The organism is Colwellia sp. F1, assembly GCF_056238625.1.
This window is the reverse complement of the sequence record NZ_JBWDLI010000009.1, coordinates 116,863-134,064: the sequence shown is the minus strand read 5'-3', so window position 1 is coordinate 134,064 and position 17,202 is coordinate 116,863. Positions and strand designations below refer to the sequence as shown.

Annotated in this window: 9 protein-coding genes and 1 pseudogene; 5 read left to right on the top strand and 5 right to left on the bottom strand. The window is 39.0% G+C overall.

Translation table 11 applies throughout. From position 1 onward, the window contains the following. Entirely contained in the window at positions 1–987 is a 987-nt protein-coding gene (locus AC0UA9_RS10410) for a heparin lyase I family protein (RefSeq protein WP_475659794.1), read from the bottom strand. A gap of 194 nt (positions 988–1,181) precedes the next feature. Between AC0UA9_RS10410 and AC0UA9_RS10405 the strand changes: the two genes are divergently transcribed. Next, positions 1,182–1,685: a MarR family winged helix-turn-helix transcriptional regulator gene (locus AC0UA9_RS10405; protein WP_475659793.1), complete on the top strand. Its 504-nt coding sequence runs from the start codon at positions 1,182–1,184 to the stop codon at positions 1,683–1,685. Here AC0UA9_RS10405 and AC0UA9_RS10400 read toward each other — a convergent pair. Next, a complete protein-coding gene (locus AC0UA9_RS10400) occupies positions 1,682–3,649 on the bottom strand; it encodes a BCCT family transporter (RefSeq protein WP_475659792.1) in 1,968 nt (655 codons plus the stop codon). The genes AC0UA9_RS10405 and AC0UA9_RS10400 overlap by 4 nt on opposite strands. 240 nt (positions 3,650–3,889) lie before the next feature. On the opposite strand from AC0UA9_RS10400, the pseudogene AC0UA9_RS10395 reads away from it, so the two are divergent. Both AC0UA9_RS10395 and AC0UA9_RS10390 read left to right on the top strand, forming a co-directional pair. Further along, a pseudogene (locus tag AC0UA9_RS10395) lies at positions 3,890–6,541 on the top strand (TonB-dependent receptor). Positions 6,542–6,665: 124 nt separating this feature from the next. Then, positions 6,666–8,663: a tetratricopeptide repeat-containing sulfotransferase family protein gene (locus tag AC0UA9_RS10390; RefSeq protein ID WP_475659791.1), complete on the top strand. Its 1,998-nt coding sequence runs from the start codon at positions 6,666–6,668 to the stop codon at positions 8,661–8,663. Between the two features lie 20 nt (positions 8,664–8,683). Here the strand turns inward: AC0UA9_RS10390 and AC0UA9_RS10385 are convergent, their stop codons facing one another. Together AC0UA9_RS10385 and AC0UA9_RS10380 are read right to left on the bottom strand one after the other, a co-directional pair. After that, positions 8,684–10,420: a thiamine pyrophosphate-binding protein gene (locus AC0UA9_RS10385; protein ID WP_475659789.1), complete on the bottom strand. Its 1,737-nt coding sequence runs from the start codon at positions 10,418–10,420 to the stop codon at positions 8,684–8,686. 65 nt (positions 10,421–10,485) lie between these two features. Then, positions 10,486–12,144, bottom strand: a complete 1,659-nt coding sequence (locus AC0UA9_RS10380; RefSeq protein ID WP_475659788.1) for an FAD-dependent oxidoreductase — start codon at positions 12,142–12,144, stop codon at positions 10,486–10,488. 125 nt (positions 12,145–12,269) lie between these two features. Here AC0UA9_RS10380 and AC0UA9_RS10375 point away from each other — a divergent pair, with 125 nt between their 5' ends. Together AC0UA9_RS10375 and AC0UA9_RS10370 are read left to right on the top strand one after the other, a co-directional pair. After that, a complete protein-coding gene (locus AC0UA9_RS10375) occupies positions 12,270–13,271 on the top strand; it encodes a helix-turn-helix domain-containing protein (protein WP_475659787.1) in 1,002 nt (333 codons plus the stop codon). A 174-nt stretch (positions 13,272–13,445) separates the two neighbouring features. Continuing rightward, positions 13,446–14,876, top strand: a complete 1,431-nt coding sequence (locus AC0UA9_RS10370; RefSeq protein ID WP_475659785.1) for a sensor domain-containing diguanylate cyclase — start codon at positions 13,446–13,448, stop codon at positions 14,874–14,876. A gap of 137 nt (positions 14,877–15,013) precedes the next feature. Here AC0UA9_RS10370 and dinG read toward each other — a convergent pair whose 3' ends face one another. Then, complete coding sequence (gene dinG, locus AC0UA9_RS10365; RefSeq protein WP_475659784.1) at positions 15,014–17,143, bottom strand: ATP-dependent DNA helicase DinG; 2,130 nt, start codon at positions 17,141–17,143, stop codon at positions 15,014–15,016. Positions 17,144–17,202 lie beyond the last annotated feature (59 nt).

Here is a 17,202-nt window from a genome sequence, read left to right as displayed (position 1 = left end):
TTAATACAGTACTTTCTTTATTGAAAAGTCAGTAAAGTAAACTTTTTCTTCTTCAGCGCGTAAACTGTCGGTTTCAATAATAGAGCGATAAATACCCCATTTAGGTCGAACAAAGTCATTCGTCTCATTACCGCGCCACATATCAATGTTTACTTTATTAATGTTAATGATCACTTTATTATCGCGTAAACGTGTCATGACCAGCCTAAAAGTCCCTTGCTCTGCAAAGGTGGTTTCGACAAAAACGTCTACCCACTCATCGGTTATATCATCCCAAGCATTCGCATCCTGAAAAATATAGTCGGTTACGGTTGCGTTACCCTCGAGATCATGGCCTGTATTGTGGCGAATTTGCAAGGTGTTTCCAGTGGTTGATTTTTTTGCCCCAGAGAGTGTGATTATGGGTTGAGCGTCATTACCATTAGTGTATGCATCGCTCTTATTAACCGCTTTGAGTTGAAAGAAATGGGAAAACTTACTTGATAAAGTCATGCCTGAGAACAGCTTAAATTTCCAAGTATATTGCAGCGTTTCGTTTTCAAATGCTTTTAGAGCATTTACTGATTTATCATAAGCCTTAATTTCATTTCGTTGGCGGTCAATATAGTCTTTATCCCTGTCACCATCGAGGTCGCGGTGCGATAAAAAAATAAAGTAGTGGCCAACGTCTTTATCCGTGCCTTGAATAATATGTTGTCCACCATTTTGGTGATTGCCAGGATATAAATCGGGTGATTCTATTGAACCTACCGCTAAGACATTTTGAATAATATCGTATGTATTGGTTCCCGTATTATCACCATCTGCCGTTAATGTAACTTCAGACAATACGGTTGCTTCGCTAGCAGGTACTTCAATGTTTTTATCAATGGGGTTATCAACAGGACTATCATACGCACTGCCACCGCCACAAGAAATTAACATGACACAGGCTAAAATGGAGACAAAAGATTGGATCGGTTTGTTAATGAGTAAAAGGTGTAGCACAGCTTTCTCTTTATATAAAATAATGACTTATTTAAATTATACCTGAGTTATCGCAATGAATGGTATTCATTATTGACCAGAGCTGCTAGCGCTAAACATAGTATTGTATCAATATCGTTAAAGTGATTATTTCCCTAGTCACTACTTTTAAATTTGATTAAACTGACTAAATTTACAATACAAAGTAGCGTGTTATGGAAAAGCATCAAGTATTATTAATCGCCTTAAGAAAGGTGATCAGAGCAATAGACTTACATTCAAAACAGTTAAGCAAAACTTCTGGTATAACCAGTCCACAATTATTAATTATGCTTGAAGTCGATAAAGACGCGGGGATAAATTCAAGCCAAGTAGCGAAAAATGTAAATTTAAGTGCCGCAACGGTGACTAATATTCTTGATAGGTTAGAAGCTAAAGCCCTAGTTTTAAGAGTGCGAGATACACAAGACAAGCGCAAAGTTGGTTTGTTTTTAACTCAGGAAGGTAAAGCGCTATTGCAGAATGCCCCTCACGCGTTGCAAGCGCACTTTATTGAAAATTTTGATAATTTAGCGCAGTGGGAGCAGTCTCAACTGTTGTCGTCAATGGAGCGTATTGCCGAAATGATGGACGCCAATGAAATTGACGCCGCACCTTTATTAGAGCTTAATCCAATGAATGCCAGTATTGCTAGCAAAACTAGCGAACCAGAAAATTAACGCATTAAATGTAAAAAGTGTAGGTGTTTTTGGTACTGATCAATAATGTTATTAATGACAGCCGTTTTTGACCAGCCCATAATATTATAGTCTTGCCCGCCTTCACCAAGGTGTACTTCTGCGCGATAATAATCGAGCTCATTGTCTTCAACGTTAGTCTCATTATCAGCTTCAGTCACAAAGTCGGGTTGTGAATGTTTACGTGCGAGTACACGATAAATAAATTTTTGCTCTTCGCCATGGTCAACAACTAAAGTTAAGCCACCATTTAGGGACACCTCTACATTAATTTGGCTGTCTTTTAATTCTTTAGCAACTAAGTCAAATGCTGGCGCAACGACCTGATTAATAAACTTATTAACATTGGCTTTACTTGGAAAGTCGACAATGTTTTTTAGTCGAATTTGCCAATTATCATCATTACCACTATTAGAATGAGGTATGGCCGTGATCAGTTGGCATTCTTGTTTAATTGCTTCTACTCTTAATGCTTTAATTAACCCAATAATTGCTAACAACAACACAATAGCAAAGGGTAAAGCGCTCGCAATGGTCATGGTTTGCAACGCATTAAGGCCACCTACTAATAGTAATATAGCAGCCACTACTCCAATACCTAAAGCCCAATAGAGACGCTGCCACAAAGGGGTGTTATTACTGCCGTGTGAACAAAGCATATCGACAACCATAGCGCCAGAATCACATGAAGTGACAAAAAACACCACAATCATCAATACGCTGATAAATGAAAGTACCGTGGCTAATGGAAAGTTTTCAAGAAAAACAAACAAGGCGACCGATGAATCTTTACTGACCATATCACCTAAAGCAATAACTCCCTGATTATAAACTAAATCTATGGCGCTATTACCAAAAATAGTCATCCATAGTAGGGTAAACACGGTAGGTATTAACATCACACCTAAAATAAATTCTTTAATGGTGCGCCCGCGTGATATTCTGGCAATAAACAACCCCACAAAAGGTGCCCAAGCAAGCCACCAACCCCAGTAAAATATTGTCCAACCGCCTATCCAATTGGTTTTTTTATAGGCAAATAAATTAAAGGTGTTATGCACTATGTCGGTTAAATAATCCCCGACGTTTTGTAAGTATGCTTGCAATAAAAATACCGTTGGTCCCAATATAAAAATTAATAATAATAAGCAAACCGCTAAAATCATATTTGTTTGTGAAAGTATTTTAATGCCCTTGTCTAATCCTGTTGCCACCGATATCACCGCAAAGCCAGTTATACCGCACATAATAATGATTTGATTAGCGATTGAAATATCAAGACCAAATAAATAATTAAACCCAGAATTTACTTGTGAAGAGCCTAAACCTAAAGAGGTGGCAACCCCAAAAACCGTACTCACCACAGCAAAGATGTCAACTAAATGGCCAGGCCATTGGTAAATTCTCTCACCAATTAAAGGGTATAAGGCAGAACGTAACGTTAAGGGTAAGTGGTGGCGGTAACTAAAATACGCTAATACTAAAGCGACAATGGCATAAATTGCCCAAGCATGAAGCCCCCAATGAAAAAAAGTCATTTTCATTGCCTCTCTCACTGCCTCTACTGTGCCTGTTTCGGCTGTTGGTGGCGACAAATAATGCATTAGTGGCTCTGCAACACCAAAAAACATTAAACCAATACCCATACCAGCAGCAAAAAGCATCGAAAGCCAAGTGGCAACTGAGTAGTCAGGTGTGGCGTGATCTGGCCCTAAGCGAATATGACCATAGCGGGAAAAGCCCAGGAAAATAACAAAAAAGAAAATAAAGGCCACGGTTAGCACATAAAACCAACTGCCGTTATCGATAATGCTTGTTTGAACAAGCGTAAATAATGCCTGTGCTTGTTTTGGCATTACGGCTGTATAAAGTAACAGCGCAATAATAATAGATGAAGCGCCAACGAATACCGTTTTATTTAAATTATTTTTAGCTGGTAAAAACAAGCTTCTCTCCTAGATTTGATTTGTATTGATACTATCTACAAACAACATATACCGTAGTGATAAAGTATATAATAGCATATATATAAGTCGTAACAGGTAGATATACAGTGATAGTTGCTTTGTAAATAAATAAATATGTTGCTAAGCTGTTAACGTAATGAAAAATAGTTAGAGCTCTAATGATATTAATTTACTAAATATGAACACAAATAACAGCAAAAATAATAAGGGATAACATATATGAAGTTTACTAAGTTACATTGCGCTGTATTAGCAGCAATTACTGTATCAAGCTCAGTCTATGCTGAAGAAGTAGCAAAAAAAACGAAAGCAAAAATAGAAGTCATTGAAGTGACTGCCACCAAACGAGCTGAATCAATTTAAGATGTTCCAGTCACAGTTACCGCATTAACTGGGGATAGTTTAGAGAAACTTGGTGTTGCTAATTTTGATCAATATGTTGAATTTTTGCCTAATGTGGTGTTTCAAGGAACAGGTCCCGGGCAAAATGAAATATATATTCGTGGTGCTGCAACCACACAAACCAATATTTCAGTGTCTTCAGTACAAGCTCTACAACCTTCTGTCGCTTTTTATTTAGATGAACAACCTGTGTCAATGCAGGGGCGCAATTTAGACGTGTACGCAACTGATGTTCAACGTATAGAGGTGTTACCAGGGCCGCAAGGCACGCTTTATGGGGCTAGCTCGCAATCAGGTACTGTGCGTTTAATTACAAATAAACCTAGCCACGATGGCTTTGCTGCGGGTTTTGACACCAGCACCAGTTCAACGTCTGGTGGAGACTTAAGCAACTCAGTTGAAGCCTACTTTAATATGTCATTAACAGACTCTCTTGCTGTTCGAGTGGCGACTTATAACGATCATCAAGGTGGCTGGATAGACAATATCCTTAATGTACCAGGTGAAGGAGGTTATACTGGCAGTGCTGTTGTTATTGACAGGGTGTCAGGAAGTCCTTTAGCTAACCCAGAAAATACGCCTATTATTATCCCAAAAAATGCGGAATTAGTTGAAGATAATTTTAATACAGCAAATTATGCAGGAGCACGTTTTGGTTTATCTTATTTAATTAACAACGAATGGGAGTTGTTAGTTCAGCATACTCAGCAATCGCTCGATACCGAAGGGGTTTTTGCTTACGACCCAAACCTTGAAGGTGAAACATCGACTAACCGCTTCGTCCCCGAAAATAACAATGATGATTTTGGCTTAACAACCTGGACACTAGAAGGACGCCTTGAGCACCTTGATATTGTATATACCGGTGGTTATTTAGACAGAGACATTAACTCAACAATTGACTACACCGGTTACACTAATGGCGGTGCTTTTGCTGCTTATTATGTTTGTAACTATTCAGGGCTCCCAGAATCAGAACAAGAATGCCTTGATCCCACAAAATACTATAAAGAACAAACCAGTACCTCGCGCATCACCCATGAGCTTCGCGCCAGCACTTCTGCTGCTAACCGTTGGCGTGTTACCGCGGGTGTCTTTTACGACTCGCAAGACTTATCAACGGTGGGCGAATTTAATATTGCCAATATTGAAAAGTTTGATAATTTAACCACTACGCTCAAAGGGAGTGACGGAATTAATAGCGATGGTGGGCCATTCCCGCCTGAAGTAAGCTTTGTGAATGACATTACGCACACGATAGACCAAATAGCATTTTTTGGTCAATTAGAATATGCATTTACAGACACTGTTAGTGCCAGTTTTGGCGCCCGTTGGTATGAAATTGAAGACGCTTATAAAGGCTCTACGTCAACGGTTGATGTTAGTGGAAGATTACAAGCGTTTGGTAATGGGAGTGAAGCCGCGTTAACTGAGTTTTTTGGTGAAGATGAGGCTGCTTCAATACAAACGGCAATTGCTAATGGGCAATTAAAAACTAACTTACTTGACGATAATGGTGCATTAACCGTAAATGATACCATTATTAAAGCATCAATTGATTGGAAAGTAGCTGACGGAGTCATGGTGTTTGCTTCGTACTCTGAGGGTTTTAGGCCGCCAGTTACCAACCGTGTTGGCGGTGGGTTAGCGACAAATCAAGAAGGTGCATTTGACGGTTTTCGTATTCCTGTCTATTCCACTACCGATAGCCTAGATAATATTGAATTAGGCTTTAAATCTACCTTACTAGATCAAACCTTACGCTTTAACGCTACTGCGTATTATTCAAAAATTTCAGACTTACAAACTTCACGTTTTGATCCAACCAATATCAGCTTCTTAGTATTTACAGACAATGTAGGTGACGCTGAAATTAAAGGGATTGATGGTGATTTTAGTTGGGCTGCTACTGAAAATTTAATGATTAGTGGGGCATTTAGTTTTATTGATACTGAGCTAACCTCAATTAATGATGAACTGGCCGGTATAGCACCTTCAGTGGGGAGTAAATTACCTTACTCAGCTGATTTTTCAGCTAATTTACAAGCGCAATATTTTTACCCAATCGCAAAAGATATGACCGGTTATATTAATGGTTCAATCAGTTATACCGGTGACAGGCTTACTGGTATGAGTATGGATGCTTACGTAAATGAAGATGCCACGCACTTAATTTACGGTACAGGTACAGGTTTAAGTATTCAAAAAGAAGCTGAGGTATATTCAGGAGTTAATTACCTTGACAGTAATGGTCAAGTTTTTGAAGGGGGGCGCTATGTGCAAGATAGCTATGTTTTGGCAAATATCAGTTTTGGGGTCACAAACGACGAATGGAAAGCTGAATTGTTTATCGATAATTTAACAGATGAAAGTGCGGTTTTATATATAGACACTCAGCAGTTTACACCAAAAGTTGTTAGTAATAGGCCGCGCACCATTGGTTTTAGATTTTCGTATGACTTTTACTAAGTAATAGTAAATTACCGTATAATATAAAATAAAAGTGCCGTTTGTTAGTAGTATCAAACGGCTTTTTATTGATACAGTATCCTTTTAGTTTTTTGCCATTTAGGCATATTTCGGAGTTAACCCGTTGAATTCCACAGCCCCTATTTTATTTGAAAGACAATTAAAAACTATTCAACAATTAATTCGAACAGCAAAATTTAATGATGCGATTCATCAAAGCTCACAATTACTTAAGCAAACGCCAGATAAACAAGCACAAGTTCAGTTGTGGTATTTACTTGCAGTAGCACAGCGCTACGCAAAAAAAACTGCATTGGCGCTACAGAGTATTCAAACATTACTTAATATTGATAGCGCGCATAGCAGGGCAAACCAAGAACAAGGTTTTATTTATCTTGCTTTAGGAGAACGTGTGCAGGCTAAAGCTTCTTTTGAGTGTGCAGTTGACCTTAACCCAAGCTTGGTCGCATCTTGGCAAGAGCTCATTGAACTGTATCGGGGTTTAGGTGAACAAAACAATGTGCAAAAAGCAGCTAACCAACTAGAAAAATTAAAAAAACTGCCGCCAGCTTTGCTAGCAGTCACTGAATATATGCATGAAGGAAAATTATTAAAAGCAGAGCAAATTTGTCGACATTTCTTACAGAATAATAAGCGCAATATCGAGGGAATGTGTTTACTTGCTGAAATTGGCATTGAACTTAACGTCTATAACGATGCTGAGTTTCTTTTGGAAAGTGCCTTGGTTTTAGCGCCTGAGCATGTCAGAGCCCGCTCACAATACCTCAATTTACTGATGCGTTTGGGTAAGTATAAGCTGGCAGAGCAGCAAGTGGCTATTTTGCTTACAACACAACCTCATAACCGCAGTTTTAAAGTAGCAAAGGCCAATGTATTAACGGGGTTAGGTGAAATTGACCAAGCAATTAAATGGTATGATCAGGTTATCTTGGAAGATAATAATATTGCAGGGGTTCATTTGCAGCGAGGGCATGCGTTGAAAGCAAAAGGTGAGATAGAAAAAGCCATAGCAGCCTACCAAAAAGCCTATCAAATAATGCCAAGTTATGGTGATGCATACTGGAGCTTAGCGAACACCAAAACGTATCAGTTTAGTGATCACGAAATAGGCAACATGCAGAACCAGCAACACAAAAAAGACCTCGCTCTCGTTGATAAAGTACAGCTACACTTTGCTTTAGGTAAAGCCTTTGAAGACAGAAAAGATTACAGCAAAGCCTTTGCAGCTTACCAGCAAGGAAATGACTTACAGCATGCCCATAATGGTTTTGATATAAACAAAATAGAGCAACAAATTGATGAGCAAATAAAACACTGCACCGCAGAGCTATTTGAACTACGTGGCCAATTAGGTGCTCATTCGCCAGATCCTATTTTTATTGTGGGCTTACCACGAGCAGGCTCTACTTTACTTGAACAGATTTTGGCTTCACATAGCCAAGTAGACGGTACGATGGAACTGCATAATATTTTAGGTTTAGCGTCAAGGTTAAGAGGTAAAAATCAACATTTAGAGAACAGCGACCAGCAATACCCAAAAAACTTACAGACTATTCCTGCAGATTATTTTAAACGTTTTGGGCAACAGTATATTGACGAAACACGGGTCTACCGTGAGCAGGCGCCACTATTTATTGATAAAATGCCCAACAACTTTCTGCATATAGGTTTAATCCGACTTATTCTTCCTAAGGCAAAAATTATTGATGCTAGGCGAGCGCCGATGGCATGTTGCTTTAGTGGCTTTAAACAGTTATTTGCACAAGGGCAAGACTTTACTTACAACTTAGAAGACATAGGGCGTTACTATCAAGGCTATGTAAAAATAATGGCACATTGGCAAAAAGTACTACCTGGCTTTATTTTAACGGTACACCATGAAGACGTTGTAGATAATTTAGAAAAGCAAGTGCGCAGAATACTTGAGTTTTGCGGTTTAGCATTTGAACAATCATGCCTTGATTTTCATAAAACCAAACGCACGATTAAAACACCAAGTTCAGAGCAGGTACGACAACCCATTTACAAAAGTGCTACCGAGCAATGGAAACATTTTGAAGCACACTTAGGCCCGTTAAAAAAAGTGTTAAGTATCCACTAACTCACATCGATATTAATTTTTTAGCCGGTTACTTTTCGCATTAATGCTCTACCTACCATACGCGCTTTAGTTGGTAGTGGCATACGTGTTAGGTTGGTTTTAACCACGCCTTCGGTAAAAGCAGTGGCTTTACTGTAATCAATCTTGATATCAAGAATAACCGCCTTATTATTTAACGCTAAAGCACGTGCCTTGCCTATTCCCGCTTTTATTTCCTTGTTGTTTTCAATGCGAACATATTCTGCCCCGGTTGCCATGGCTAACCCTTTTAACTTAACCTGAGGTAGCACAGTACAAGTTTTACGATTATAGGGAATTTGCTGCGCTTGGGCTATTTGGGATAATTCACCATCATTAAACACAGCTATCACTAAGCCTAACTGCTGACTAACAGCAGTAGCAAGTTCGGTTGCGGTCATTATAAAAGCACCATCGCCCACAATGGCATGTACCTCTTGTTCTGGCTTTGCCATTTTTACCGCAATAGCTGCTGGAGTGGCATAGCCCATACAATTGAAATCAGTTGGTGAAATGAAACCATAAGCTTGATGAATTGGCATAAGCTCAGCAGTTAAAAATGTGTGATTTCCATCATCGACAACAATATAGGCGTCATCGTCAAGTTGCGCTCTAAGTTCGTCAAAATATAACACTGGGTTTACTTTATTTTTTGAGTCATGTTGATACCATGATTGGCGATACGACTTTTTATCAGCGGCAATTCTGTTTGTTTGTTCAGCATAATCTATTGCCAACGACTGTTTCTGTAAGGTGCTTAACAATACTTGACAAATTTGCTTAGCATCCCCTTCAATAGCAATGGCACTATTAAAATTTGCATCAAATACGGCTGGGTTAATATCAATATGAATTAAGTTGTCAGGTAGCTTTCCGCCAAAGCTGCCGGTCGCTATTTCACCAAAGCGCGTGCCTATCGCGAGTACACAATCCGCTTGGGCAAAAGCATTTTGCGCGGCAGGGGCGGCGGCAGGACCAAAACAAAAACCGGCATGGAGTGGGTGGTTTGCCGGAAAGGCACTTATTCCTTGCATAGTTGTCGCCACTGGGCTACCAATTTGTTCACTGATAGCAATTAAAATATCACTGGCATGCACTGCTCCCCAACCAGCAAATATAGCTGGCTTTTTAGCGCTAACCAGCATTTGTACAGCACTTTCAATTTGTTTTGATGTGTTTGCTGACAAAGGCATTGGTGTTGGTTTTGTGTAAGTAGGCAATGTGTTAACGGTTGCTTTGTCTAGTTGTAAATTGACAGGAAGCTCAATAAATACTGGGCCAGGCTCACCTGACATAGCTAGATTATAAGCGTTATAAATTGTCTCGATAACTTCATCGTGGCTATTGATTTTAAAGGCTGCTTTGGTAAACCCTGCCACGAGTTTGAGCTGATCCATTTCGTGCAGTTGATAATCGAACTGTGAGTCATTGCGAATACCACCGGTAATAATCAGCATAGGAATACCATCAAGATAGGCTTCAGCAATGCCACTAGCGGCATGCGTAACCCCAGCAGCAGGTACTATCACTAAGGTACCAATGGAATCTGTGACTCTACTAATAGCATCAGCCATAAAACCACCATGCGCTTCATGCATGACAAGCTTTGGTGTGATCTGTGCAGAGTTATTTAATTCATCATAAAGTTCAGTGTTGTGAACACCAGGGATACCAAAAGTGTATGTTACGCCAATTTGTTCTAACGCGTACCTTGTTAACCATGCCGCTGTTTTTTTCATTAGCTTTCCTATTATTTCATTGTAGGTTTTCGGTAGATAAAATGTAGTTAGACCAATTAACTGCGTTAAGATGGTATTACATAATGTTTGCTCTTTACCCTAATATGTTTGGCTGCCTGTTGCGCAGTGAGTAAACATCCCGCTAAAAAAGTGCCTTCTAATGACCCTTCACCATTAGCGCCACCCCCGCCAAAACCTGAGGCCTCACCAACGGCATATAAACCCTTTATAACGTCGGAGTCTGCATCAAGCACTTGCGAATTAAGGTTTGTTTGAATACCCCCTAAGCTTTTACGGCTAATAAGCGCAACGTTTATAGCAATCAAGGGGCCATGTTTCTCCTCTTGGATTGGATGAGGCTTACAGGTTCTTAATTTATCTGCTCGCCATTTTCTAGCATGTTCTATTCGCCGAATTTGATCATCATTCCACTGAGATTCAGGTCTTGCCAAAATAGTGTCATAATCATTTAAAGTTTGTTGTAGCACGTCTACTTTTATCGCGTTATTTTGCGTTAATGCATTCATTTTGCTTGTGAGTTCACTAACTGTATTAGCCACAATGAAATGGTCAGACGTTTTTTGCATCTGTTTTACCAATCTGTGATTCCCAAAAAAGGTTTCTTTTAACATGGCAAACAGTCGCTTATCGCGGATCATAGGATTATATTCAGCGCCCGATATGGCAAACTCTTTGCTGGCTATTTTCCAGTTAAGGACTTGCCAAGCGTAGCCGTCTTGTTGTTCGCTCATACGGCGGCATAGCTCATGGGTATTAAAACCAGTCACCAGTGGTTCAGGACCTATGCGGTTGCCCTTGCTGTTAAGCCAAAGTGCCGATTTACAAGGAATTAAACTCAACCCTTGTTGGTCAAAGGATGGAGTAGGGTGAGGAATGCCCGCGGCATAATTCCACATTTTGTCTAAATGAGTGACATTGCCCCCTATTTTAGTAACCTCGTCATGCAGTGCACCGTCGCAACTAGGGTGAGTACCATTTAATAAGTTATTTGGTGCAGGGGAAAAATGTTTAGGCCAATGTTGCTTTACTTTGGCTAAATTACCGGTAAAACCGCCCGAAGCGATAACAATACTCTGTGCAAAATACGCATGCTTATTATTATCTTGGCAACCCACAATGGTATCTTTAACCTTGAGGAGTTTGCTTATTTTGCAATTAAAAGCAAAGTGAACATTTTTATTTTTAAAAGGAGCAATAGCATCAAGTATTTTATTGACAAGCGCTAGTGAAGTACCCCACATGATATGGTAACGCGGTAGGGAATTACCGCCTGAATACAAACCACGCTCAACCCAGTTAACGGTGGGCAAAAACGTGATGCCAAGCTTTTTTACGTATTGGTAAACATCTTGATAGCTTCGTTCCACATAGTGTTTTGCCCATTGTTTAGGGTAAACATCATCTTGCGAGAAATTTGCTAAGGAATACCAGTCTTTTAGGGCAGTTTCTGGTGAGTCAATAACACCATTGCGGCGTTGCTCAGGTGTACCTATTAATGCCATACCGCCAAAGGCACTTCTGGCTAAACCGCCTACCTTGGTTTGATCTTGAGCATCAAGTATTAATACGTTTTTATTGGCTTTTGCTAGTTCAAGAGCGGTCGTTAAGCCAGCAATGCCTGCGCCTATGATAATGGTGTCGTAAGTGATCTTGTGCTTATTATCGATGAGATTATCCATGCTTTTATTATTGTCAGAAGACATATGCCTTGCATCCCTTTGGTTGCCGTTGCATTATCATAACTTGTCGATTTTTTAACGCTATGGTAAAAATTACCTAATCAACCGAGCAAGAAAAATATTACTCATTAGTACAAGGCCCTTTATTTGTGACCTCAATTATTGAACAAGAACAATTAAACCGGTTTATTAGTGAGCTTTACCTAGGAACCAGTAAAATAGATTTATCTGAATACCGTGACTGGGCTTTAGCACAATTGCAACACTTAATTGCTTTTGACGGGGCTATTTGGAGTAATGGCCACCAACAAACAGTACGTTTTCATAATCACACCTTGGTGAATGTACCGGAGTCATTGGCACAATGCTTACTTGATAACTTATCGATAAACCCTTTAGTAAATAATTTATTTGAAAACTTAGGGTCACCAATGGATATGCGTGACTTAATGGCCGATGATGATTTTTATCGCGCTGACATTTACTTGACTTGTTTTAAGCCACACAAAATAGAACGAGTTTTATCGTCAATCCATCTTGATGAACGCACAGGGTTGTTTACCTTATTAAGTCTCTATCGCTTTCAGCGCGATAAACCATTTTCTAGACAAGAGAAAAACATACAAAAACAAGCCTTGTACCACTTACTTACTGCAGCAAAACATGCACTATTTCTTCAACTCGAGCGTAGCAATAATAACCCGGTCGCCATCCCTAATAATAGGTTACATGCAAATAGCCATAAGGCAATTTGTGATAAACAAGGTTATTTTCATCAAGTGCAAACCAGCTTTATTGATTTACTAGAACAAACCTACGCTGACAAAACTGAATCAAACAACAGTGTATTGAAATTACCCTTTTCTTTAGATTTAAGCAGAAAAACTTATGCGATAGACGGACTGCAAGTTAAACTAAAAACTTTTAATGACTTAGTTATTGTAGAAATTTGGCCGCAGGGTCCTTTAGATACTTTATCGCTTCGGGAGCATCAAATTGTCCAAATACTCGCGCAAGGACTAACCTTTAAAGAGGCCGCTAAAGAGCTAGGGCTATCGCCTTCAACGGTTTCAAACCACCTTTACCGTATTTATCAAAAGTTAAATATTGGTAGTAAAAGTGAATTGCTAAAATTACTACCCTTGACATAAAAGCGCTTGGTGTACTTCGCAACTGTTCTGAATGAAGGTGCTAAGCAAGGCGCTTTGGCTGTACTGTCTACGATTAAAAATAACACAAAAATAGAATATAGCGTTAATTTCATGGTTTCTGTTACAATTGTTAATAGAGTATCAAAAAATTAACAACAATAAAAAGACCTAACTATGCGCTTTGACTATCGAATTGTTTTTATTATTACAGCATTACTTTTTACTTTGTCAGCAAGTCTCACGGTTATTAATTATGTTGAGTCTATGGACTCAACTCGTAAACAGTTGAAAAATAGTGCTTTGCCATTGACGGTTGATAATATTTATACACAAATTCAAAAACAGATCATTGAGCCTAATTTAATTGCCTCTGTAATGTCTAACGATACCTTTATGAAAGACTGGCTTACACATGAAGAGAGTGACGTAGGGAAAATAACTCAATATTTACAAACGATTAAAAACAAATATCAATTATTTACTGCCTTTCTTGTTTCAGAGCAGAGTCAAAATTACTATTCATCGAGTGGTTTATTAGAAACCCTGTCAGCGAGCAATAAACACAATGATTGGTATTTTAATTTTAAAAATAACCCTGACGAAAGTGAAGTGAATATTGATTATAATAAGTTTATGGGTCAATCACTAATTATGTTTATTAATCATAAGATAGTTGATGATGAGAATCGCATGATAGGGGCAACAGGTATAGGGCTTAAAACCTCCTATATCAATACAATGTTTAAATATTTTCGAGAGCGTTACCGCTTTAACGTGTTTTTTATTGATAATACAGGCGCGATTGTTCTTGCTGAGCAAAGTGAACATACACCTGAAAGAGTGCACCCAAATTTAAAAAAATTACTGCCAGAGATCACTAATAAAGACAAGCAACTGTTTGAGTATACGCAATTTGGTGACAATTATTTATTAACTAAGAAGTACATTGAAGAGTTAGATCTTTTTTTAATTGTTGAGGCCAAGGTTGATAACTTTACTCAATCGGTTAAGGAAGCGTTTTATTTTAACGTCATTATTTCTTTAATTATTACCTTTATTATTACTATTGTGACAGTTTTATATGTGCGAAAGATCCATAAAAAACTAAATAACTTGGCAAGTAACGATAGTTTAACTGCCTTACCCAATAGGCGAACTTTTTATAGCCAGCTTGAAAGACTTATTTTACTTCAGTCACGGACTGAGCAAAAGCTATCAATGATTTTTATCGACGTAGATAATTTTAAAAATATTAATGATCAGCAAGGACATGATGTCGGCGATAAAATTCTTATTAATATAGCAACTACGCTAAAATCAACTATTAGGCAAACTGACTTTCTTGCACGCTGGGGCGGTGAAGAATTTATTATTTTGTTAATTGATACACCAATTGAAAATGCCAACTTAATTGCTGAACAGATAAGGCATAAAGTTGAAAGTAACACGTATTTACAACAACAAGCTAACACTGAGGTTACGATCAGTTTAGGCGTCACTCAAGCAAGAGAAGGTGATGACGCGGATTCGTTGTTTAAACGCGCTGATAACGCCTTGTATCAAGGCAAAAACACAGGGAAAAACTGTGTTATTACAGTAGAGTAGACTTTATCATAGGCTTTATTTCAACAAACTAACTACCATGGCACCGTGACAGGACAGGGTAACAGCCAAGCTTTTTTGTTATGGTTAAGTTGATTTAACTTATGCTATTTAATGTGCTTATGGTGAATGATATGGGGTCATTCAAATACGCGAGCAAAGGGGGGTAAAGAATCTAGCAACTGTTTACCATAGCGTTTAGTCACTACACGCTTGTCCATTAAGGTGATCACCCCTTCATCCTTTTCATTTCGCAACAAACGGCCACAAGCTTGCACCAATTTTTTAGATGTGTCAGGTACCGATAATGACATAAATGGATTGCCGCCTTTCGTCGTTATATATTCTGCTTGTGCTTGTTCAACGGGAGACGTTGGCACAGAAAAAGGCAGTTTAGTAATAATTAAATTGTTTAAATACTTCCCTGGTAAATCTAAACCTTCAGAGAAGCTTTGCGTACCAAAGATAATACTGGTTTTATTGTTATCACATTGTTTTTTATGGTTTTCAATAATCTGTTGGCGAGCTTGCTCACCCTGTACACTGATATCAAGTTTATGCTTATCTCTTAAAGCTTGGGCTATTTTTTCCATTTGCCAATAAGATGAAAAGAGCACCAAACTAGCACTACCTTGTGCTAAATATTTGGGGAGTTTATCGATAAGCTCATCAGTAAATTGCAGCGCACTTGGCTCATTGGTCATTTTTGCGATCACTAATTGAGCATTGTTTTGGTAATCAAAAGGCGAGGTGACTTGTTGATATTGGCTACCGTCATCACTTTTTAAGCCTGCTTGAAAACAAAAATGGTCGAAAGAATTTAGCGCGAGTAATGTGGCAGAGCATAAAACAGCGCCTTCGCATTGGCTCCACAGTTTATCTTCTAATGTAAAGCCCACTTCTATTGGCGAAGCGCAGAGTAAATAGTCTTGACGGGCACTGACTTTCAAAGGTGCTTGAAGTTGGATCCACCTTGCCATAGGCGCTGCTTTATCGTTATCTGTTTTTGCGTACATTTGCCAAAGCGATTGCAGATTTTCTAGCCTTTGTAGCATAAAACCTGCTTCACCAAGTAATGGCTCTGCCAGATACATTTTACAATCACCGTCTTTTACAGCCTCAACTAACGCGTTATATAATTTGTTTAAATGACCTATAGATTTTTTACTCAGTTCGTTACAATCTTCTGCCCAATTTTTCAGAGCCTTGGGAATAATACCGTTGTCAAAACGATAGACTTTTTCATCTTTTTGCTTGAAATTCCCCGCCCTGTTATCAGCAGTTTGGCTTTCGACGAAGTAGGTTTTCGCGTTGTTATCAACAAAGGTCAGTACTTTCTGCATCTCTATGAGTAAATCTTGGCAATCATCACTGAGTTTTAAAGCAGGAGAAATAGCGCGTTGTGTTTTGATCAAATTTGACATTTTATCACCGGTTTCTCTTAGCTTAGTTAACCAGTCAATGGCGCCGCGTAAAGTGACACTGGCGCTTGAATGATCGCGCGTCACTTTAGGTAAATGGTGTGCTTCATCAATAATATAGAAAGTTTCATCAGGGGCAGACAATATTCTACCACCACCAAGTTCAAGATCAGCCAACAACAAGCTATGGTTTACCACCAATACATGGGCTTGCTCCATGGTTTCACGGGCTTTATGAAATGGACAATGGTGATGTTCAGCTAAGGTCTTTAAACAACTGTGTTTATCACTTTGTATTTGAGACCAAATATGGGGGGCAACCGGAATTTTCCATGAATCTATATCCCCCTGCCAAGTCCCGTCGGTTAAGGCTTTATGCATAGCATTGAGTGTCCGAGTGTCTGACGCGTTCGGTTTTTCGGCAAAAGTAAAGCCAGCTTGGGGGGAGTCGGTTGTTACAGCCTGCGCTAGTTTTTGGCGACAGACATAACGTTGCCTGCCTTTTGCTAATGCAAAATCAAATTTTAATCCTGCGTGTTTTTTTAGAAAAGGTAAGTCTTTATCAACTAGCTGCTCTTGTAATGCTACGGTGGCGGTAGAAATACACACCTTTTTGTCGCGTGCTAGGGCTAAGGGAATGGCGCCTAAGCTGTAAGCCAGTGATTTACCTGTACCTGTACCTGCTTCTATGGTAATAATCTTTCTGTCTTTACTGTATTCACCAGCTAAGGTTTTTGCTATTTCGGCTATTAGAAAAGTTTGCTGCTTTCGCGGATTAAAGTGGCTTAAATTCTCACCAATCGCTTTGTAAGATTGACGGATCAGTTGTTTTAACTTGTCAGTTAGCATGTAGCGCAGTTTCCAAAAGTTAGATTATAAAGTACACTGCTGTATATATTAACAGGCTT